At 43.8% G+C, this 20,724-nt stretch carries 19 protein-coding genes and 1 tRNA gene; 8 read left to right on the top strand and 12 right to left on the bottom strand.

The window, feature by feature from the left end:
• Positions 1-13 precede the first annotated feature (13 nt).
• The 9 genes from NWE95_06560 to NWE95_06520 form a co-directional block, all read right to left on the bottom strand.
• On the bottom strand, positions 14-823 hold the full coding sequence (locus tag NWE95_06560) for a metal ABC transporter permease (GenBank protein MCW4003556.1): 810 nt from the start codon (positions 821-823) through the stop codon (positions 14-16).
• Positions 798-1,502 carry a metal ABC transporter ATP-binding protein gene (locus tag NWE95_06555; GenBank protein ID MCW4003555.1) on the bottom strand — a complete coding sequence of 235 codons (705 nt, stop codon included), beginning with the start codon at positions 1,500-1,502 and terminating at the stop codon, positions 798-800. The genes NWE95_06560 and NWE95_06555 overlap by 26 nt, the downstream gene beginning before the upstream one ends.
• A gap of 90 nt (positions 1,503-1,592) precedes the next feature.
• Positions 1,593-3,230: a hypothetical protein gene (locus NWE95_06550; protein ID MCW4003554.1), complete on the bottom strand. Its 1,638-nt coding sequence runs from the start codon at positions 3,228-3,230 to the stop codon at positions 1,593-1,595.
• A 51-nt stretch (positions 3,231-3,281) separates the two neighbouring features.
• Positions 3,282-4,622 carry an Nre family DNA repair protein gene (locus tag NWE95_06545; GenBank protein ID MCW4003553.1) on the bottom strand — a complete coding sequence of 447 codons (1,341 nt, stop codon included), beginning with the start codon at positions 4,620-4,622 and terminating at the stop codon, positions 3,282-3,284.
• A gap of 139 nt (positions 4,623-4,761) precedes the next feature.
• Complete coding sequence (locus tag NWE95_06540; GenBank protein MCW4003552.1) at positions 4,762-4,962, bottom strand: hypothetical protein; 201 nt, start codon at positions 4,960-4,962, stop codon at positions 4,762-4,764.
• A 98-nt stretch (positions 4,963-5,060) separates the two neighbouring features.
• Positions 5,061-5,138: transfer RNA gene (locus tag NWE95_06535), tRNA-Asp, on the bottom strand.
• Positions 5,139-5,243: 105 nt separating this feature from the next.
• Positions 5,244-6,488 carry a DUF4407 domain-containing protein gene (locus tag NWE95_06530; protein ID MCW4003551.1) on the bottom strand — a complete coding sequence of 415 codons (1,245 nt, stop codon included), beginning with the start codon at positions 6,486-6,488 and terminating at the stop codon, positions 5,244-5,246.
• A 39-nt stretch (positions 6,489-6,527) separates the two neighbouring features.
• Positions 6,528-7,016, bottom strand: coding sequence for a pyridoxamine 5'-phosphate oxidase family protein (locus tag NWE95_06525; GenBank protein MCW4003550.1), 489 nt, complete (start codon positions 7,014-7,016; stop codon positions 6,528-6,530).
• A gap of 34 nt (positions 7,017-7,050) precedes the next feature.
• Positions 7,051-7,578, bottom strand: coding sequence for a hypothetical protein (locus NWE95_06520; GenBank protein MCW4003549.1), 528 nt, complete (start codon positions 7,576-7,578; stop codon positions 7,051-7,053).
• Here NWE95_06520 and NWE95_06515 point away from each other — a divergent pair.
• The 3 genes from NWE95_06515 (at position 7,562) to NWE95_06505 (ending at position 9,997) form a co-directional block, all read left to right on the top strand.
• Complete coding sequence (locus NWE95_06515; protein ID MCW4003548.1) at positions 7,562-7,840, top strand: hypothetical protein; 279 nt, start codon at positions 7,562-7,564, stop codon at positions 7,838-7,840. The two genes, NWE95_06520 and NWE95_06515, sit on opposite strands and share 17 nt — an antisense overlap.
• 85 nt (positions 7,841-7,925) lie before the next feature.
• Entirely contained in the window at positions 7,926-8,939 is a 1,014-nt protein-coding gene (locus NWE95_06510; protein ID MCW4003547.1) for a hypothetical protein, read from the top strand.
• On the top strand, positions 8,927-9,997 hold the full coding sequence (locus NWE95_06505) for a nucleotidyltransferase domain-containing protein (GenBank protein MCW4003546.1): 1,071 nt from the start codon (positions 8,927-8,929) through the stop codon (positions 9,995-9,997). Before NWE95_06510 ends, NWE95_06505 begins: the two co-directional genes overlap by 13 nt.
• Here NWE95_06505 and NWE95_06500 read toward each other — a convergent pair.
• Positions 9,994-11,016 carry a hypothetical protein gene (locus tag NWE95_06500; GenBank protein ID MCW4003545.1) on the bottom strand — a complete coding sequence of 341 codons (1,023 nt, stop codon included), beginning with the start codon at positions 11,014-11,016 and terminating at the stop codon, positions 9,994-9,996. The genes NWE95_06505 and NWE95_06500 overlap by 4 nt on opposite strands.
• A 117-nt stretch (positions 11,017-11,133) precedes the next feature.
• Here NWE95_06500 and NWE95_06495 point away from each other — a divergent pair, with 117 nt between their 5' ends.
• The 3 genes from NWE95_06495 to dnaK all read left to right on the top strand — a co-directional run bounded on the left by NWE95_06495 (position 11,134) and on the right by dnaK (position 14,587).
• Positions 11,134-12,036, top strand: a complete 903-nt coding sequence (locus NWE95_06495; protein MCW4003544.1) for a triphosphoribosyl-dephospho-CoA synthase — start codon at positions 11,134-11,136, stop codon at positions 12,034-12,036.
• 120 nt (positions 12,037-12,156) lie between these two features.
• On the top strand, positions 12,157-12,705 hold the full coding sequence (locus tag NWE95_06490) for a nucleotide exchange factor GrpE (GenBank protein ID MCW4003543.1): 549 nt from the start codon (positions 12,157-12,159) through the stop codon (positions 12,703-12,705).
• Positions 12,698-14,587: a molecular chaperone DnaK gene (dnaK, locus tag NWE95_06485; protein MCW4003542.1), complete on the top strand. Its 1,890-nt coding sequence runs from the start codon at positions 12,698-12,700 to the stop codon at positions 14,585-14,587. Before NWE95_06490 ends, dnaK begins: the two co-directional genes overlap by 8 nt.
• A 474-nt stretch (positions 14,588-15,061) precedes the next feature.
• Here the strand turns inward: dnaK and NWE95_06480 are convergent, their stop codons facing one another.
• Positions 15,062-16,816, bottom strand: a complete 1,755-nt coding sequence (locus NWE95_06480; GenBank protein ID MCW4003541.1) for an ATP-binding protein — start codon at positions 16,814-16,816, stop codon at positions 15,062-15,064.
• 262 nt (positions 16,817-17,078) lie between these two features.
• Here NWE95_06480 and NWE95_06475 point away from each other — a divergent pair, with 262 nt between their 5' ends.
• Positions 17,079-18,608, top strand: coding sequence for a phenylalanine--tRNA ligase subunit alpha (locus tag NWE95_06475; GenBank protein MCW4003540.1), 1,530 nt, complete (start codon positions 17,079-17,081; stop codon positions 18,606-18,608).
• Position 18,609: 1 nt separating this feature from the next.
• Complete coding sequence (pheT, locus tag NWE95_06470; GenBank protein ID MCW4003539.1) at positions 18,610-20,331, top strand: phenylalanine--tRNA ligase subunit beta; 1,722 nt, start codon at positions 18,610-18,612, stop codon at positions 20,329-20,331.
• Positions 20,332-20,334: 3 nt separating this feature from the next.
• Here pheT and NWE95_06465 read toward each other — a convergent pair whose 3' ends face one another.
• Positions 20,335-20,520 (bottom strand): hypothetical protein, encoded by a 186-nt coding sequence (locus NWE95_06465; protein MCW4003538.1) that lies wholly within the window; start codon positions 20,518-20,520, stop codon positions 20,335-20,337.
• Positions 20,521-20,724: the final 204 nt, after the last annotated feature.

Raw genomic sequence — 20,724 nt, 5'->3', positions numbered from 1 at the left:
TGCCATGGCACCTTCAGGTTGATAGTTTCTTTCTCCAATTTATTAATACTGTGACTGCAAAAATGCCTATGCCTACAAAAACTACAATCGGACCTGGAAGCTGGCCAAGATAGCTTGATAATAGTATACCTGTGACTGCGGCAACCAACCCCAAAACTGCGCTCAATAAGGCGTATCTTTGCATGTTAGTGCTCAGGTTCTTGGCAGCTATGGCTGGAACTATGACAAGAAAGCCTACAAGTAATGTTCCAACAATTTGGATGCCTACAGCAACAACCAATGACACAAGAAAAAGGTAAAGAAGATTGGTTTTGGCAACGCTTATGCCTTTTGAAACTGCAAGGTCTTCAGAAATCATCGCCAGCACTAATTTCTTGTAAATAAGTTTGGTTAACAGAATCGCTACTATAGAGATTACCACCGCAGCTATAGCATGCGCAAACGTGACTTGAGTGATGTCTCCGAAAAGTGCCTCTTCTAAAGCGTCAAGGTTGTCCCCCATCAACAATATACCCATTGCTAAAGCAAACGTGAACAGTGCACCAACTAAGGCTTCAAAAGAAATTTTTGTCACTCTCTGCAAATGCCAAATTAAAACCGCTGAAGCAAACAGAAAAGCAAACGCGCCGACTAGTGGGTCAAAGTTAAAGATGATTCCGATGGCAAGGCCTGGCAAAGCGACGTGAGAGAGTGCATCGCCGACTAGCGCCATTTTTTCAAGAACCATAAGTGAGCCCAGATACCCTGCTGAGATGCCTACGAAAACAGCCGTTACCAAACTAAAAACTACTGAAATGTTACGTTCCTCCTTCCAGTGTCTCAACGCACATAGGTTCGCCGTAAATCATTTTTTGAGTATCGGCTTTTGCAATTTCTGAAGATTTGCCGCAAAAGGTTACACACTTGTTTAGGGCAAGCAAGTCATCAGTATATTCTTCAACGATGTGGATGTTGTGTGTGATGAGGAGAATTGTGATTTTTTCTGTTTTCTTGATTTCGTTTAGCATTAGGTAGATTGGTTCTTCGCTGTCCATGTCGATGCCTGTTGTTGGCTCATCCAAAAGCAATACATTGGGATTATCATTGAGCGCCCAAGCAATCAAAACACGCCTCAACTGCCCGCCTGAGACTACGCCTAACCGCTTATTTAAGACACCTTTATCCTTTAATCGTACAAGCTCAAGAGACCTTTCAGGATCAGCGTTGCCATTCCCGATTGAAAGGAACTCTTTCACGGACATGGGCATGTCTGAAACTGAGACGTACTGTGGAACATAACCAACCTTAACCTTTCCGTTCCACTCTACAAGACCGCTGTATGGAACCATGTTAAGCAATGTTCGAAAAAGAATTGACTTGCCCGCGCCGTTTGGTCCAAGCACAGCCAAGGTCGTTCCTCTTTTGACATTAAAACTAATGTTATCAAGCAAGATTTGGTTCTGCAGTTTTACGTTTAACTTAGAAACTTTAAGAATGTAATCGCTTAAATCCGCCACAACCATCACTGCCTCCGCTTTGACTAAAGGCGTTCAGCAGTAATATTAACAATGTGAAGAATGCAATAAGTATTTTTAAAAAACCAGCTTTCGTTGTTAAGCATGCGGCAAACTTTGGCTCAACTCATCATACTCTTTATCGGAAAGCCAGCCACCGCGTTTAAGATAATTTAATCCCTTAGATGCATTCTCAAGAAACATGCTGTTCTTTAAGAGATTGTTTCTTTCACATACGTCTTTGAGTTGGCTCTCGAATGCTGTGTTCTCTTTTGTAAGCCGCTCAACCTTGCTGATCAGCGTTGCAATAGAATTAAAACGGGGAGACAGGAGACCTTTGGCTTTTGACATACCTAAAAAGGCTTTAAGTTTGGTTGAAAAATCAGCACTGCCAAGCGTTGAGGGAGGCAGAATGATGTATCGTCTAGTTAAGCCTATTTCATAGCAAATGCTGTAGAACGGAACATAGAATAAGCTTGAATTCTTGAGCTGTTGGTCTTTGATACCTAGCAACTCAAACTTGCTGGTGATTATCTCTAAAAGTTCCATGTTTTCATTTAACCCGTTAATCACTGGCTTTTCTAAGTTAATGAGCTTCTCCGTCTCCTGCTTGAATACTTGTAATTTAGCATCACGAGCAGTTTCAAGCTCCACTATTGGTTGCCGAGCTAACTTGACTTCAGCGTCAAGCTCAAGATTTAATCTTGTTATTTCACTTATCTTTTGTTTATTTAGGTTTGAATAGTTTTTTTCGATGTTTTTGAGTTCTTTTTTAAAAGCGTCTATTTCTTTTTTGGTTTCTTTGATTTTTTCTTTCCATCTTTTCTCGTAGATTTCATGATTTTTTTCTGCTTGGATTTTTGCTTTACGTTGGTACTGTTTGATTTTTTCTTCATTGCTTTCTATGGATTTTTGGGTTTTTACTTTTAGTTTCTGGAGGTTTTCAAGTTCTTGGTCAAAGTTATCGGTAGTAGTCTTTATTTTTCGTTTGTATTCATTGTTGATGGCGGCTATTTTTGGGTTTATAATTTCTTGTTGAGCTCTGATTTTTGCTTCCGCTTCTTCTTTAACTGCAGCTGCTTGGTAATCAATTTCTGTTATGTACTGGCTTGTCGCTTTGTTAACTATCCTTATGCAGTCTGGAATTTGCTGCGTATCCTCTTTTATGAATAATTTAACTTTTTCAAAGTCCGATAACATCAAAGAAATTGATGGTTCATCTATGGTTGGCGGTAGCAGAACAGGCGCTGAAGTTGCAAACGCTTGATCGGTTGCTTCCATTGCTTCTTTGCGGTATATGTTTAACTCAGTTTTGAATTGGCCGTCTGTTAGCAAGCTTCGGAAAATGAATGTTCTTTCTTTTCTTTTTTGGAAATACTGTGCTTCATCAGATAGAAAGCGCATGTAGCTTTCTCGTGTGGTCGAATTTCTATTGAGACTTTCTATGAACGCTTTAACTGGGGCTATCTCAGGATAAGAAACATTAAAAGTGGAATCGTCCAATCCATCGAAGATAAAAACTGCATCATTCTTTGGATACAACCACAGCGGATAACCCATTTTAGCAATAAAAGCGAGCTTTTCTTCAGGTTTTTTAACGATTAAGCCGCCGCCTTTGCTTCTTTCAAGCTCTGCAACAGCAAAAACGGTTCCCGCTTCAATCTTTGAGCCCCATGCTTCTCTTGTTTTCTCTCCTGAAAAGGGCAGAATGAACCTTTTGGTTGCAGAGGTTAGCATTGAACATCAAGCAAGTTATAAAGCGGTTAGTTATTTTAAAATTTGCCCAATTTAGCCCTTAAAGAAGTCGGTTATCTTTTTCTGGAATAGCGCTCTTTTTAAGAGTTCACTCTGTAATATCCATCGTTGCAGAGGAATCTCAAACCTACTGCTGATAAATTGCAATGACTCAGCGAGGCTCTTGAACATGTATGGTTTTTGACGCATGGCGTTTCGAACGTTCTCACGGACTTGCCACACGCCGATAGGCATGATATAGCCAGGTCTTGCTTCGCGTAGGACAATAACTGTTGCTTGCCGCCTCTCTCTTTGGAGTTGCTCACAGACGGCTAAGCGTGCGGAGTAGTAGCAGCCGCCTATCGCAGCGTAGGTTGTGCGTCCACTGTTGCCCTCCCAATCTGAGAAGATGGCTATGCTTTTTCCGTTAGGGTTCCAAACAGTGCCTGGGTACCATGCTTCCATTGATTCATAGCTCCACTGGGCAGGAATCATGAGAATTTCAAACACGTTATCTAAGTAAATCGATTCATAAACTCTGTACTCGTTTATTTCAGGAAAAGTTTTAACCTTCTCCACCAAGCTTTTGGAGATGATGTCATCAACTGCTGTTATGCTCCAGCGTGTGGGAACAAGGCGTCTTTTCTTTTCAATGCCGAATGCGCCTACGCTGAAGGCCTTCTGAATTTTAGTCACCATGACGCCTCGATTGTAGAGCTCTACCACGGCATTTGTAGCTCGCAAGTCCGTGTCATAATAGGCTTTCTCAATCTTGTCATCGTAACGTGCGTTGCCCACTCGCAGGTCTCGAATTGGCGCAGAAGGCCCAAACGGCTGAATGTCATCATCAAGATATATTGAGCCTCTGGGCTTCTTGGTAAGGTTGAGCTCCATGTCAACGCTTGTGTCAGCTAGAGCTAATTCACGTGTCTGATCCATTATTTTGCCAGCTTCGGTAAATTTTTGGACGTTAACTAGGTGCTTGCCACGTACAAGCAAACTGCGGAAACCCACAATTTCATCCATAGATTTGCCGAACCAACGCTCGGGTAAATCATAAATACTTGTGTCTTCATGCACTGGCGGCACCAGTGGCCCCACGTAGACGTTTGGGTAGCCGATTCTGCCGATGAAAACGCTTGGTGGCGACATCCCTGCTATGTCTTCAGTTTCCATGAGGGGCACGCTCTTGAGGAAATAGTTGACTTTAACCATTATGGGGCAACGTGTTTTCCCACAGAGGAATCGTGCGCCTTTGCAGAGAACGCAGAGGCTGTTGCTTGAGCGGGTGACAACCTGTTGCTCTACGGCACTACTGTTAACTTTTTTTATGACATCAACTAACCAATTATCGGGATTTCGGATGTGGACTTTTGGTTTTTGGGTGAGAGTCATCTTCTTGTTGATAGTAGCTGTGTTGATGTATATCTTTTCTGCACACGTTTGATTAAAACGCCAAAAAACCTCAGTCCTAAACTATGCAAGGATGATAATAAAGCTAATAGAATCAAAAAATGCTGAAAAATATGTTATTTTAGACTACGTATTTGATTGCGATTTCTGGAAGACGCACCTGCAATTGTACGGTCTCCTTGCGTAATTGCGGAGCATTTGCAAACAGCCATGTAGTAAGTTCTTTGCAGTCGTCTGGGTTGCAGGAAAATTTTTTCTGTTTACTATTCCATGACTGGCAAGATGTGCAGGGGATTTCGGCTTGCTTTTTCATATCGACCATAATATCGGTTATCTTAAGATATTATTTATTGCTTATGGACAGACAATCTTTAGTGACCATATGTATTCAAAATCCTCTCAAGCAAAATAACAGAGAAGTGGCGCCCAGGCCGGGATTTGGACCCGGGTCCTGCGGGCGACAGCCGCATATACTAGACCTGACTATACTACCTGGGCATAAGCGCCGAACAATACACTATATTTTAGCTAATTAAGCTTTCCCGCTTTTGGCTTAAAGATTTGTTAGGAATCAGCTGTTGTTAACTCTGCCGCAGCTTGGGGTTAAACTAGAACTTGTGCGTCGGGGAACTTGTTAATCGCGACCACACCCCAAAGGTTCACGATTATTCCAAGAATGATTAGGAGTTTGTGGTACCATTTGAGGTTTGCCCCCATTCCGCGGACTGTAAGAATGAAGAGGAACGGGTAGAAGTCCATGGCGTAGCGGTATCCAAAGCCCCAGCCCGTCGCGGCATTCGTGAATATCACTGACGCAATGTAAAATATGGCAACCCAACTCCATTGATTAACGCGGTCTTTTAACTTAGCCTTTAAGGCAAAAACAAAAGCGGGCGTGGTAAACCATATTGCCATTCCACTCATAGGAAATTGCAAGTATGGAGCAGTTGACGTTAATATCGGCAATCCCGTCAGGAACGGTAGCAGGTTGTCGGGTATGTTAAGGAGGCTGAAGTGTCCATGGCGGAACCATGGCTCGTCGAGGACGCCTGGAATTAGCCAGTAGCCGACATCAAAGATTGTGCCGAAACGAAGATAATTATAAACAAAATTAGCAATTACAAAGACACCCACGCCGATTGCCATTTTTATAAGTGCTGGCAGGGCTGACTTGAATTTCCCCATCCACTTTGCGTTTTGTTGTTTAGTGATGGCAAGTCCTGCAAAAAAGAAAATGCCAAGTATCGTTGGGAGCCTGCACCAGTATGATGCGCCCACAAGCAAGCCGATTAGAAGGGGGCGGTTCTTGTTGAAGGATTCATGCAACGCCAAAAACATGAAGAATGTTGCCATGACTTGTGCAATGAGCCATACTGAACCTAAACTTGCAAGATACCAGAATAGGGTGCCAAAACCGAAGAGTGATGCAAACCAAATGTACGTTGTTTTCTTGACGGGGGCTATATCGGTTGGTTTGTGGGTTACGTCTCTGGCGACGAGAAAGGCAAGAGGAACCGTGGCGGCAGCAAAAAATAATCCTACTAACGTTTGGTTTAGGTCTGTCCCAAACAGGGCAACAAGGGGCGTCATGATGAACGCAGGCAGGGGTGGATAAACAACGTAGAATCCTGGGCCTGAAGGGTTAGGTATGAGCTCGTTTAGCCAACTGGGGTTGTCTAGCAGGTAGAGGCGCCCGTGAAGGAAAGCATCGGCTAAACGTACATAGTAGTTGTACCATGTTGGGTGTCCTTCGCCAGTTGCCCAGTAAACTAAGAAAGCCACTATGAAGAGAATCAAGAGGATGAGGGCTGTTTTGGTTAGTTTAGAGGACAGTTTCATGTTCAGCATAATATTTTCCAGACCGCTACTCTATGATACTGCTTTTAATCATTTTTGGGTTTCTGGCGCTTGATGTTTTTTGCCGCTCATGTATGTGATGTCGATTCTGCCCATGGTTGTGCGTTGAAGTTTTTCAGGTTTGACTTTGGCTAGTTTTTCTTCAGGAGTGTTGGAGGTTTGGTATACTAGTGTTTTGAGGGCATGCCATTTCTCCTCTAAATCATCGATTAAAACAAGTTTGCCGCTGAAGTGGACCGACGTATATGCATAATCACATTCGTCAGTAACCCCGTAATCAAGCACCGCTTGCCCCCACACTTGCGGGTTAGCTTTAGCGTAGACGAGCTTTTTGCCTTCTGGTGCACAGTGAAAATAGAGGCAGTTTTTAGTCTGGTCGTAACCATGACTGAGTGCGACAAGGTAGGGGGTGTCATCCATGCAGAGGGCTATTGTGACGTATTTTGTGGTTTTTAGGACTTGGCGCATCTCTTCTGGGTCTGTGATTTCTCGGTCTTTGCGTCTAACATGAAAGGACATGCTTCCACTTTAAGCTCCTATAGCCATATTAACTTTAACACTCTTTGTTGCGCCTAAGCCTGTGGTAGGCTTTTGCTGTTTTATTCTTGACGAAGCCGACCACATCAGGGGTGAAGACTGAAAGCGCAGCCAAGCCGAAGTTCAGGGGGTAAATTGAAGGGTACTCAAAGAGGTTGCCGCCATACGTGCTTATGATGTTTTGCGCGTTACCCCAGTATTGAAATAACGTCCATGCTGTTACCCAAAGCATGGCGCCGCCCAGTCGTGCAAGATACTTCTTTTTTCTGGTAACGGGTTCGCCATACTTGTTTGTGTAGAAAACTTCTCCTGCAATTGCTCCTGCACCGCCGGGGAAAAATGCGTTAACCAAAATTTTCTCCACCAAGTTGGCTGGTACGTAGTGTCCAATCCAAGGGGTAGCAAACAGGCTTAGGAACGGCAAAACAGAATCTCCTGTTGCAATCCGAATAGTCGCTGGGATAGCGTAGATTATGGCACCGCTGATTTGCCAAATCCAAAACCGTCTGGAATTTAGTGTGCTTGCAATGGCTTTCAAGTACATTGAAAATAAACTTACTGGGCATGTTAAAAGTCTTTTGAAAATCAACTGCTATTGTGGCTACAGCTTGTTTACAACAAAAATTGATATTTTTCCTGTTAACGTACCTAATATTGAGGGTACCCAATTAGGAACCGCAATAATTGGCATGGCATGGCTATGGCAACATAGTGTTTTCATGGCATGCGTAGCCAAGGAAACTGAGAATGTAAGCGGGCATCCGTTGGGTACCCTCGAATTTTGTAGTCAGTCCAGCACTCGCTAACTATGAATTATGTGCAATAACTTTTTTAATTAACAAATTACAGTATTTCGCGGTGTAACGCACGGAATCAGAAATTTGGGCGCCGATGGATGGAGACACATTCGTCACGCAGGATGGCTTCATCTTTAACACGTTTGGTTATGAACACCCTGAAGACCGAGTTTTTGCTTTTCTTAAATATATCCCAGCGAAATACAAAGACCTCTTTAACGTACAAATGCTCACGCGCACATGGAAATTCGGCTCAGACCCACTAACCAGCCAATTGTTCAGAGCAGAAAAACTCTACACCGCCAAAAACTACCAAACGTTCACTGAGGCATTCCGTAAAAACTTTCCTGACTACCTCTTCTTTGATGAAACACGAGGAAAAGAGCTCATAACTGCGCCGCTGGAAAAAATAAGGCAAGTTTTTGTTCCAAAAGACCGTCTTGTTTGGCTCCAAAACCTGCCCAAACATGACGCGTTACAAAAAACAGCGCTTGAGCTCGTTAACCTTGTTTCTAAAGAGTCAAGCGTGGATTTAACTGATTTAGGTATGCATGGTTCAATTGCGCTTGATATGCATTCTCAAGAGTCAGACATGGATTTTGTTGTCTACGGCACAGAAAACTTTCGCAGTGTAGAAGACGCCATTCAACGACTCGTAAACGAGGGGAAACTCTCTTACATCGCTGGTAACCGCATAGAAGCCGCAAGGAAGTTTGTTGGAAAATATAAGGGCAAAATTTGGATGTACAACGCAACCAGAAAACCCCATGAAATCACCACCCATTACGGCGATTGCACTTATACGCCGCTGGAACCAGTCCGTTTCACGGCAACAATTTGTGACGACACACAAACCATGTACCGCCCAGCAACATACAAGATCACCAACTACCAGCCTCAAGATAACCAATCAGAACTAGACATAGACAAAATACCTGCTACGGTAATCTCAAACATAGGTTGTTACCGCAACGTCGCCCGAACAGGACAAAAAATAAAAGTTGCAGGCAAAATAGAGAAAGTCAAATCTACACGTGACGGTAGTGTGTTTTATCAAGTGGTAGTCGGAACAGCCACTTCAGAGGAAGAATACATATGGCCAATATAAAACTGCGTGACCGAGACGCCATCCAAACAGTTGAAGGCTTAATCTTTCGAGTCTTCGGCTATAGCCACCCAAATGACGCCTACATCTGCGATGCAGAATACGCCTCACAGAACATATTCAAGTCAACCGACCCCAGAGCGCCAAGAACCGCGCCCAACCAAACTTTCTACAAATTCTATAATGATGAAGGTATGAAGCTTGTTTCTACTCAATTCCAAAAATATGCGATTTACCATGAGATGCTTCGCCAAAAAGTCGTTGGTGTCCATCTGGATGATATCTACCGCGTAAGAAAACCCGAAGAGCGCCTCCAAGAACTCATCCACGCCCCGCCTAAAGATGAACTTGTAGAAGCCACTTTGAATGTGCTGAAGGTAGTTACGGGAAAATCGGGATTAAAGGCGAGGAACTTTGGCGTTTTCGGTTCAATGCTGCATAATTTTCACCACCCAAAATACTCAGACATAGACCTAACCGTGTATGGTAAAAAAGAAAATAAAAAAATCCGAAAAACCCTCCAAGCTCTCTACAAAGAAAAAAACTCTCACTTCCACAACGAATTTGAATCTGTCAAAGTTATGGCGGGCAAGCAATGGCGTTTCAAAAATTTTACCGTGAAAGACTTTGTTTGGCATCAGCGCCGAAAACAAATTTACGGGTTATACGATGACGAAGCCTCTGGGAGAACTATAAAGACTGAGTTTGAACCTGTTAAGGCTTGGGATGAAATCAAGTCCGAATATGACCCGCAAACCACGATTAAGCGTAAAGGTTGGGTTAAACTAAAAGCGCGTGTCAAAGCAGATGACGAAGCGCCGTTCATTCCATCAATCTATGGTATCGAGCCGCTGAAAGTTTTAGACGGCCCAAAAGAAGCGCTTGAGGCTAAGCGGATTTTCTCTTTTATGGAAGAGTTCCGCTTGCAAGCAGAAAAGGATGAAACTGTCATTGTTGAAGGCAATCTTGAAGAGGTGGCTTCGCCGAAAAGCATTTTCTTGCAAGTTACGTTAACGTATTGTCCTCGGTACTATGATCAAGTGCTAAAAGTGATACATTAGCGCTTGAGTACCATGTAATCCGAGGGCTTATTGCCCAATATAAGGCGGTAGTGCTCATTTTTGCTTTTATTATCGGTAACAAGCTCGATTTTGCCCTGCGCTTCAACTGTTTCCCCGACTGTTGCTTGCTGGCAGAACCGGCCGCGAAACGATGAGATTTCGGTTATTGGCTCGAGTTTTGGTCCATCCACAACTTGAACGTCTCGCAACTTGTATGTGCAGGGCGTGAACAGCGCATCCGAGGTGCCAGCTATGTTGGCTACTATTTTTATGTAGCCGCTGTTCTTGTAGTGCACATCACCGTATTGCTCGGTGATTTCATGGTAATCTTTCACGAATCGGACAAAGAAGTCGGTGCCCATGAACATGCCTTGGAAGGCTTTGCGGCTTTCGATTGAAACAAAATCCTCGAAGCTCATGTGGGTGTCTTTCGAACGGAAGTCGAAGAGGATTTGGAGCTCTTGTTTTGTATACGGTTTGAATTGGCTGTTCTCATCTTGAAGAAGGTCTTGCAGGGCACCGTAGGCTTTTCTGCAGTTTTCCACGCCGGAAACAATAGGGTCGATGTCTGATTTTTCTGTAGTTAAGCCTGCCATAATGGAGCCTGAAATGCCGATGCTACTCCATGGTATGTCTGCCTTTTCTTTTAGTGCTGTGGCAAGTTGGAGTGCCTTGTTTTCTAATGCGGTGAGGCGCTTGGATGTACGTAGTGAGGCGAGTTTTTCTGTGGGCTGGTAGTGCTCGGAGATTTGCTCTGCTGGGACTTCGCAGAGGGTTTCGCCGAAAACGGGGTCGAAAACTATGAGATCCGGGTGGTTTTCTTGTAGGTAGCGGAATCTGTCGCTTAGGCTGTAGACTTTGCCGTAGGTTGCGTCCTTGTCTTTTCTTGTGCCTTCTGGTTGAGGGATGAAACGGGGGAACGCGATGACTTTGTCTTTTGGGTGAACTGTGCCTTTAACGTCGAAGATTACGTTGCTTTTGGTTTTAATTAGGTCTCCTTCTCGTGCCCTCAGAGCCATCGCCTTTACGGGTTTATTTTTTTCAAAAGTTTAATAAAGCTTCACTTTGAACCAGTAATGTCGGTGCATCCATTGGGCGACTGTGAAAAAGCACAGCATATTTCGAAGTGTTTGCAATTGGCGATGCTTCTTGAGGTGGGCGCTGAAAAACCAGGCAACGTGAGTTTAACGTCAAGTTTTGAGCGCACTAGAGTGGAGCATTTTTTTGCTTCCGCTGTCGCTGTGGGGTCAACGCTTGAGGAGGCGGCTTACCGCGGTGTTTCTGTGGCTAAGGGGAAATTTGAGGCTGGCAAGGTTGGCGTAGGCGAGTTGATTAAGACTTGTGCTTTGAATGTTGCGGCTTGGCAGAGAGGCGGAAACACGATTTTGGGCACACTGATGCTGTTTGTTCCCATTGCTGTTGCTGCTGGAATGACGCCAACAAAGAAGGCTTACCAGTTTGATTTCAGAGTTCTGCGCAAAAACATTGATTCTGTGGTTAGGGCGGCTAGCGCATGGGATTCTGTTCACCTCTACGAGGCGGTGGATATTGCTTGTCCAAGCGGGCTTGGCGGCGCACCTGATTTGGATGTTACTGACCCGCATTCGAAGGAGCGGTTACTTAAAGAGAATGTTGGGTTGTTTGAGGTTTTCAAGATTGCCCAAAGTTATGATGACATATGCTATGAATGGGTAAACAATTATCCGATAACGTTTGATTTGGCTTACCCGTACCTTACAAGCCAACTTGAAAGCAAACCGCTCACCACTGCTGTGGTGCATACTTTCTTAAAAATCCTCTCAGAGCGCGCTGACACTTTTATTGCTCGTAAAGTCGGTAAACAGAAAGCTCAAGAAGTGTCCGCTGAAGCTAAAGCAATACTTGAACTTGACGGATTAGAGACTGTTGAAGGAAAAAATCGCTTAGCAGAGTTTGATAGGCGCTTGCGGCTTAGTGGGAACTCTTGTAATCCCGGGACTACAGCTGATTTAACGGCTGCGGCTTTGGCGCTTTGCACTTTGGGCGGTTTTAGACCTTAAGAATGCTTGGATTATTTGCTGATGTTACGTTTTTCGTGTAGTTTATGCTTTGTTTAAGCGAAATATTTTTCTATTCCTGCTTTTGAATTGTTTGGTACTTGTGGTAGAGGGATACGTTCAATGGTTGATGACCAAGAGCCTCAGCCAGTTGATTTTGAACAGCTTCTTGAGTGTGAAAAGAAGCGTTCTGAAGAATACTTGAATAGGCTCAAGTACTTGCAGGCTGACTTTGAGAATCAAAAGAAACGGTTTGATAGGGAAACCCAGCAAATCAAGGATTACTGCAACGAGCGGATAATCGTTGGGTTATTGGACGTTATGGATGAGTTAGAGTTGGCGGTTAAAGCAGGCAAGTCAGCAGAGAAATCGCAAAAAAGCTTAGTTGAAGGCGTTGAAATGACCTTAAAGAAGTTAAGAAAAGTTCTTGAGCAAGAAGGCGTCTCTCCAATAGAGTGCGTCAAAGGCAAGGTATTTGACCCTACGTGCCATAACGCTATTGTCGCTGTCGAGCAGGACGGCATCGATGGTTGCATGATAGTAGAAGAAATAAGAAAAGGCTACATGATGAGGGGTAAAGTGTTAAGACCAAGCATCGTGAAAGTAGCCGTTAAGCCATCAAAGTCATCGGATAACAAAAGTAATCAAACGGAGGAAAAAGTAAATGAGTAATCAAAAAACCAATCAAAAAGTGTTAGGTATAGATTTGGGAACAACCAATTCAGCAGCTGCCATCTATGAAGGTGGACATGCAACGGTCATTCCCAGCGCGGAAGGACCAACAATGGCTGGAAAAATGTTCCCGTCAGTTGTTGCATTCACTAAGGATGGACAGCTGTTGGTTGGTGAACCCGCAAAACGCCAAGCCACAACCAACCCTGAAGGAACCGTATTTGAAATAAAACGTAAAATGGGCACAGACTACAAAGCCCACATCTACGGCAAAGAGTACAGCCCGCAGCAGCTCTCAGCGTTCATTCTGCAGAAAATCAAGAAGGATGCAGAAACCTACTTGGGCGGTAGCATAAACAAGGCAGTCATTACTGTCCCAGCTCACTTTGACGACAACCAGCGCCAAGCCACCAAAGACGCAGGAGAAATCGCAGGCTTCCAAGTGATGCGCATCATCAACGAACCCACAGCCGCATGCCTTGCGTACGGCATCGACAAGCTTGAGCATGAAATGAAAATCCTTGTTTTCAGTTTCGGCGGAGGAACCCATGACGTAACAATCATGGATTTTGGTAAAGGTGTCTTCCAAGTACTCAGCACAAGCGGCGATACACAGTTGGGCGGCACAGATGTTGACAAAGCAGTTATGGGCTATATCCTTGACGAATTCAAGCGTCAAACAGGCATTGATGTTAGTGGCGATAAGATGGCTATGTCTCGGCTCAAAGACGCTGCAGAGAAAGCCAAGATTGAACTGTCCACACTCATGAGTACGGACATTGACTTGCCATTTCTCACAGCAGACGCTTCAGGACCAAAACACCTGCACATGACCCTGACAAGAACCAAACTTGAATCGCTCGCGCAACCCATAGTTGAGCGAACAAGACCCACACTGCTCAAGGCTCTGGAGGATGCTAAACTAACGCCTCAGCAGGTTGACAAAATCATTCTAATCGGCGGCATGACCCGTATGCCTTTAGTGCAGAGGTTTGTTGAGCAAATCTTGGGCAAGGCACCTGAACGTGGGGTTGACCCCATGGAATGCGTTGCCATCGGTGCTGCTATTCAGGCAGGAGTCATCACTGGCGAAGTCACCGACCTGCTACTGCTCGATGTTACCCCTCTTTCGCTAGGGGTTGAAACCATGGGTGGTGTCTTCACAAAAGTCTTAGAAAAGAATACAACAATCCCCACTAAACGTAGCCAAATCTTTACGACAGCCGCAGACTTCCAGACCGCAGTTACTATACACGTGCTCCAAGGCGAACGCGCCATGGCATCCGATAATGTCTCGCTTGGCATGTTTAACCTTGTAGATTTGCCGCCAGCACCCCGAGGCGTCCCACAAATCGAAGTAACCTTTGACATCGACGCTAACGGCATCCTAAACGTAACTGCCAAAGACCTCGGAACAGGGAAACAATCCAAAATCACAATCACAGCATCAACAAAGCTATCCAAAGAAGAAAAAGAACGCTTAATCAAAGAGGCAGAACAGTTCGCCGAACAAGACAGAAAGAAGAAGGAAGAAGCCGAAACACGCAACACCGCCGACAGCCTCGTTTATACTGCTGAACGCACCAAGACTGACCTTGCAGGCAAACTCTCAGCTGAAGAAACAGGCAAAATCGACGCAGCTGTAACAGACCTCAAAAACGCGCTTGCCAGCAACGACATGGCACAAATCAAAGCAAAATCAGACGCGCTACAGAAGGTGCTCCAAGAAGTCGGAACCAAAGTCTACCAGCAAGCAGCACAAGAATACGCCAAACAGCAAGGACAACAGACAGGTGCAGGACCACAGCCACCACCAAGCGGCGGAACTCAAGGTCCACAAGGCGAACGTGTAGTCGACTCAGAAGACTACAAAGTAAAATAAAATAAGCTCTGGCGCTTTTTCTTTTTTCCTTTATTATTTTTCACTTGTTTTTCGCATGGCATATTAGACACTATTGGGGTTCTAAATTGAAACCTAAGAGGCAGGTGCTTTGGCGATTTTTTGAGCCAGAGACATGTTGAAAAATCAGCCCTTTATATAGGGGGAGGGGGTCTATGGCAGAGCAACAAACTTTTCGCAACATCAAATGTCATGGGTTTGTTGAAAAAGATATTCTATCAAACAGAAGTTAAACGCTCCAATGGTTGGCTGTTTCTTTGAGAAAAACTTTTACACACAACCGCCAATAAGAATGCAAAGGAGGTTTATGGTTGGATAAGAAATGTCAAGTGTGCAAGAAACCTTTCACGACGTTTGATGCGAAAGTTAAGTACTGCAGTACTGCTTGCGCCAAAAAAGCTGGCAAATCCAAATAACCTCAAATTAGATTTCGTTTCTTTTTTAATATATTCTCAATCAAGACTTGAGGTTAAGCGGCAACTTCACTGTTATGGTTGTCCCCTTCCCCAAAACGCTTTCCACATCAATTTTTCCGCCATGCGCCGTGATGTTCCTTTTGCAGATGATCATGCCAAAGCCCATACCTTTGGCTTTAGTGGTGAACAGGGGCGTCCAGAGTTTTTCGATGGTTTCTTTAGTCATGCCGCAACCGCTGTCTTTGAATGTGAATGTAACTTTATCAGCTTTAACTTCACTTGTTACTCTCACTTCACCTCCGTTTGGCATGGCATCGAAAGCGTTTTTGAGGATGTTGATGAAGCTACGGCAAATCTTTACTTCGTCAACGTAAAATTGTGGCGAATCCGCAGTTTCATCCAGTAACTTGATGTTCTTAGGTTGCACTGAAAGCGTCTGTGCAACTTTAACTAAGGATTTAGGTGTAACCTGAGATAGTTCCAATTTGACTTCGTCGGAGCAGCAGCTTGCATAGTCCAGTAGGTCGTTGATGATTTTGTTTGAGTAATCTATACTTTTGTCTATACTTTCAAACATGGCCTTTTCTTGAGTGTCAAGTTTACCTTTGAGTTTTCGTTGCAGATAGAAATTTGCGCCACTGATGCCTGATAGCGGATTTCTCAAATCATGCCCCAACATGCCTGCCAACTCTCCAATCGATGCGAACCTCTCAGCTTTAAGCAGTTTCTGCTCAATAGCCCGCCGTTCAGTGAAATCACGCAAAACAAATGCTACACCAACATCTTTCCCACCATTATCAGATACCACAGAGCAGGATACTGTGACTATTCGTTTTTCCCCAGTTTTAGTGGTGAAAGATAATTCATAGTTCTTTATTTCTCGTATACTGCGCAGGTTTTCAATAATTTTGGCCGGGTTGTTCTCCTGATTCAAGACGTTTGCCATACGTAACAGTTCGTTTATTGTTTTTCCGATAACTTCTTTTTCGCTGTATCCTGTCAAATCCTTGAAGGCTTGGTTGACTTTCATGATTTTTCCGTCAAGGGTTAATAGGATAACTGAGTCTGACATTGTGGCGAAAATGTTTTCTGTTGCGATTTCAGGTCTAAAGCTGAACAACTCATACTTGAGCATGCCATAGGCTACAAAAAATGTAGTTATGCTACAGGATATTGCACCTAACCCTGGGAAGTCTATTCCTGCAAAAGGAAACAGTGAATCTGTGATTAACGCTAAAATTATGGGGATTGTGAATGCTACAGCGACAATTTTAGCTTGCTGTTTCCTAGTTTTTTCCTTCAAACTATTATGATACCTAACAAAGAAAACAACTGATAAAACAGCAAATGAGCACGCCCAAATGTTATCGAGCCAGCACAGCAAAGAATTGTTAGGTAATGTATTTTGGTAACCCCAGAATTTCAAAATAGGTGTTGTACTAATCACGTTTGGGTTAGTTAAATCGGTTAGCGAAAAGAATAACGCAGGAAAGTATAAGGCGACATAAATGAATTTGTTTTTTAAAAGATTGCTTTCTGTGTAGGCTAACGTAAAGTGCAAAAGAAGCGACATAATAAATGGCCAGAGAAAAAGGACTTTTTGCCAAAAAAGAGCGCCCGCCAGAGAAGTGGACTGAGACATCATGAATAGGCAGAACGCCCAATATGAGTTAAAAATCATCATGACCATGAAAAGTCTGTTTAGTTTTGCAGTTCTGTTTAGAAAAAATACGCTTATACCTAAGGTTATGGAGATAGTGCTTGCAAATAAAGACAATATAGCGTATAGGTTCATCCGTGAATCATCTATAGTCGGAGAGTTTAATTTTAAACATATGCGTTCTTATGAGTCATTACAGCAACACGTGTGACTATGAAATAAAAAAATTTGTGCGCATACGTAGTGAATAACATTTTTAACGTTATCCATTAATAATGTGGATAATAACGTTGGCTCTTGGCACATGCTCGCTGAAATGAATCAACATGCTTTTATTTGAGGCGAAAGAACTACTGTTAAATAATAACACACTTTGCCAAAACAAGGTTGCGTATGTATGGTTGAACTCAGAGCGCAGGAACAACAAGTCCTCTCCGCAATAGACAAACAAGGAGGAAAAGCCTCAGTAGAACAACTCGTCGAAGCCTGCGGTTTCCCAGACGCCGCCGTTATGCGCTCCGCATTAGCCCTGCAAGAAAAAAACTTGCTAACCATACAGGCAATTACCCAAAACATCATAAAACTCACAGCCGAAGGCAAAACCTACGCCCAAAATGGCTTACCAGAACGAAAACTGATCCACGCTGTTGCAGAGATGGGCGGCAAAGCTGAGTTGCGTGAAGCAGCTAAAAAAGCTGGGCTTGAACAGCAATTCGTTCAGATCGCGCAAGGGTGGGTTATTCGAAAGAAATGGGCAATCTACTCCTCACATGACAACACACTGAACATTTCTGAAACGTTATTGCATCAGGCGTTTATTCCAGAGGGATGTGACGAAACACTCCTAAAATATATGAGAAGCAAAGAGCAAGTGGTGCTTGACGAGTTAAGCGATGTCCTCAAAGAGGCAGCTGAACAGCTAAAGAAACGTAAACTTGCCACTATTGAACCTAAAACAACCCGTATCCTCAAAATCACTGAAGAGGGAAAAAAGGCCGCAGCTGAAGCCATCAGCCAAACTCCAGAAGTCACAAAACTCAGCCCTGAACTTATAATCACAGGTAAATGGCGTGAAGTCAAACTTCAAAAATATAACATAGAAGCGCCCGTGGCGAAAACTTGGCCCGGCAAAAAACATCCATACCTACAATTCCTCGACGAAGTCAGAGCAAAACTAGTCCAGCTGGGCTTCCAAGAAATGACTGGCACAGCCGTGGAAACAAGCTTCTTTAACTTCGACGCACTCTACGTGCCACAGGACCACCCAGCACGCGAACCAAGCGACATCTACTACATAAAAGAACCACAATACGGCGGCACCACAAAACACCAAACAGCCCTACGTCAAGTCAAAGAAACACATGAAAACGGCTGGATAACAGGCTCAACAGGATGGGGATATAAATACTCACTCAAAGAAGCACAACGGTTAATTCTCCGTGGGCACGGCACATGCCTTAGCGCCCGAACACTCGAAGCAAAAAATTACCAAGTGCCAAGCAAACATTTCTCCATTGCGCGCGTTTACCGTCCAGAGATAACCGACAAAACTCATCTATCAGAATTCAACCAAGTGGAAGGCATCATAATCGATCAAAACCTCACCCTAAAAGACCTGCTTGGAGTTTTAGGCAAATTCGCCATGGAAATCGCAGGAGCAGAAAAAGTCAAGTACAAACCTGACTACTTCCCCTTCACTGAACCCAGCGTGGAACTCAGCGCTTACAAGGAAGGATACGGCTGGATAGAATTCGGTGGCTCAGGGATCTTCCGTCCAGAAGTTACCTTGCCCTTAGGCGTAAAAGAGCCAGTTATCGCTTGGGGACTGGGTGTTGACCGCTTGTTTATGATGCGTGCAGGTATAGATGATATTCGCATGATTTTTAGCCAAGACCTAGCTTGGCTGAGAAGGAAACAGGTGACATAAAATGCCTACAATTGACGTAGACTACAATGAGCTTGAACGTTTACTAAACATTCATTTCAACGGCGACATGGAAAAGTTAGATGACATACTTGCTTACGTTAAAGCAGAGGTAAAACAATACAACCAAAAAGAAGCAACTCTCAGCATTGAAATGAAAGACACCAATCGCCCTGACCTCTGGAGCATAGAAGGCTTAACACGCGCATTACGCGGCTATCTAAATCAAGAAAAGGGAATAAAACGTTATTCGGCTGGCAAATCAATTATAGAAGTCAACGTTAATGCTAAATTGTGGGATATTCGACCCTACATTTGTTGCTCAATAATCAAAGGCATTCACCTCTCAGACGATATTATCAAGGGAATCATGCACCTGCAAGACAAACTCGACCAAACCTACGGCAGAAACCGACAAAAAACATCCATCGGAATTTACAACTTTGACTTAATCAAGCCACCAATTGAATATACCGCTGTTAAACCAGCAGACGTGAGTTTCGTTCCTTTAGGTTTCACAGAAAGGATGAATTTGGATGAGATTTTGGAGCGTCATCCAAAAGGCGTTGAGTATGCCCACATCGTTAAGAAGAATCCGCTTTATCCGATGCTGTTTGACAGCGAAGGCAAAGTGCTCTCGTTCCCGCCGATCATAAATTCCAACGATTTAGGCAAAATCACCGAGGACTCTCGGAACCTGCTTGTTGAAGTGACAGGTACTCAGCACAGCACGGTTTTGAATACTTTGAATTTGGTTACTTTGGCTTTGATTGACCGTGGAGGAACCGCGTATGGGGCTACAGTGAATTATCCTGAAAAATCAAATTATTCACAAAAAATGGTTGTTACACCAGACTTTAATGATAAGCGCTTTGAGTTAAGTGTAGAGTACACAAATCGTCTATTGGGCTTAAACGTATCTGCAAAGGAAATTCCTAGCTTGTTGCAGACTGCGGGGTTGGGTGTTGAAAAAGTAAGCGGTGAAAGCGTGACGGCTCTGGTTCCATGTTATCGTGTGGATGTGATGCATCAAGTTGACATAATCGAAGACATCGCTATCGCATATGGTTATAATAATATTGAGCCGTTGTGGCGTGAGTTGCCGACAACAGGTCAGCCCAACCCTGATCAGCGTCTAATTAATCTTGCGCGTGAATTAATGGTTGGTTTTGGTTACCAAGAAATTCTCAATTATACACTAACAAGCCCAGAGAATCTGTTTGATAAGATGAAGATAGAAAAAAGCGTGGTGGTGGAGCTTGCTAACCCCAAAGTTGTTACCATGACATGTATGCGTAACTGGCTCTTGCCGAGTGTTATGGAGTTTTTGAGTAAAAACCAGTCCGTTGAGTCTCCGCAAAAAATTTTCGAGTTGAGTAAGGTTACTTTGCTTGATGAGTCTTGTGAGACAAAAACACGTGATGAGGATTGGCTTGTGGCTGTTACCGCTCATGCTGTTGCGAACTTTTCGGAGATAAAGTCTGTGTTGGATGCTTTTTTGACTAATTTTGGGGTTGCGTGGGAAATAGAAGAAACCAGTCATCCAAGTTTTATTGAGGGCAGGGTCGGCAAAATAATGGTAGACGGCTTTGAGGTTGGCGTTGTGGGGGAAGTTAATCCGCTGGTGCTTGAGGCGTGGAAGCTTGAGAATCCGGTAGCTGCTTTTGAACTTGAATTTCAAAGAGTAGCCAGTGGCAAACTAAAGAAGCGTCGAAGTAAGCTGTAGATGTTACATTACGCTTGCGATTAGGTTTGCTTCTACTTTTTTGATTACTTTTTCGTTTAGACCGATTTCTTTGAGCATTTTGGTCAGTAGTCTTGTGTCGACGTGTCGGCAGTTTGGGTTTTTGCAGATGTAGACTTCGGTTGAGAATTTGTACGTGTCAGAGTGACAATCTGGGCATTTAGAATACATGGTTTTTCACTAGTAATTTTCTATTCATCAAATTAATGCTTTTTGGCTAAACCAGCACTTTTAGGGGTTGCCGTTTGGGGCTGGGGCAATTGTGGAACAGGTTGGGATAGTTGTGGCTTTTTTCTTTAGCCTCCCCTTATAGGGGAGGGGGAGTTGCAGATACAGGAAAAGTCACTTGTTTCTCAATTTCAAGGACTTTGATAT

Source organism: Candidatus Bathyarchaeota archaeon, assembly GCA_026014725.1.
In the GTDB taxonomy this organism is placed as follows: Archaea; Thermoproteota; Bathyarchaeia; order Bathyarchaeales; family Bathycorpusculaceae; genus Bathycorpusculum.
The sequence above is the reverse complement of the archived record's forward strand: the minus strand, read 5'-3'. Positions and strand labels throughout refer to the sequence as shown.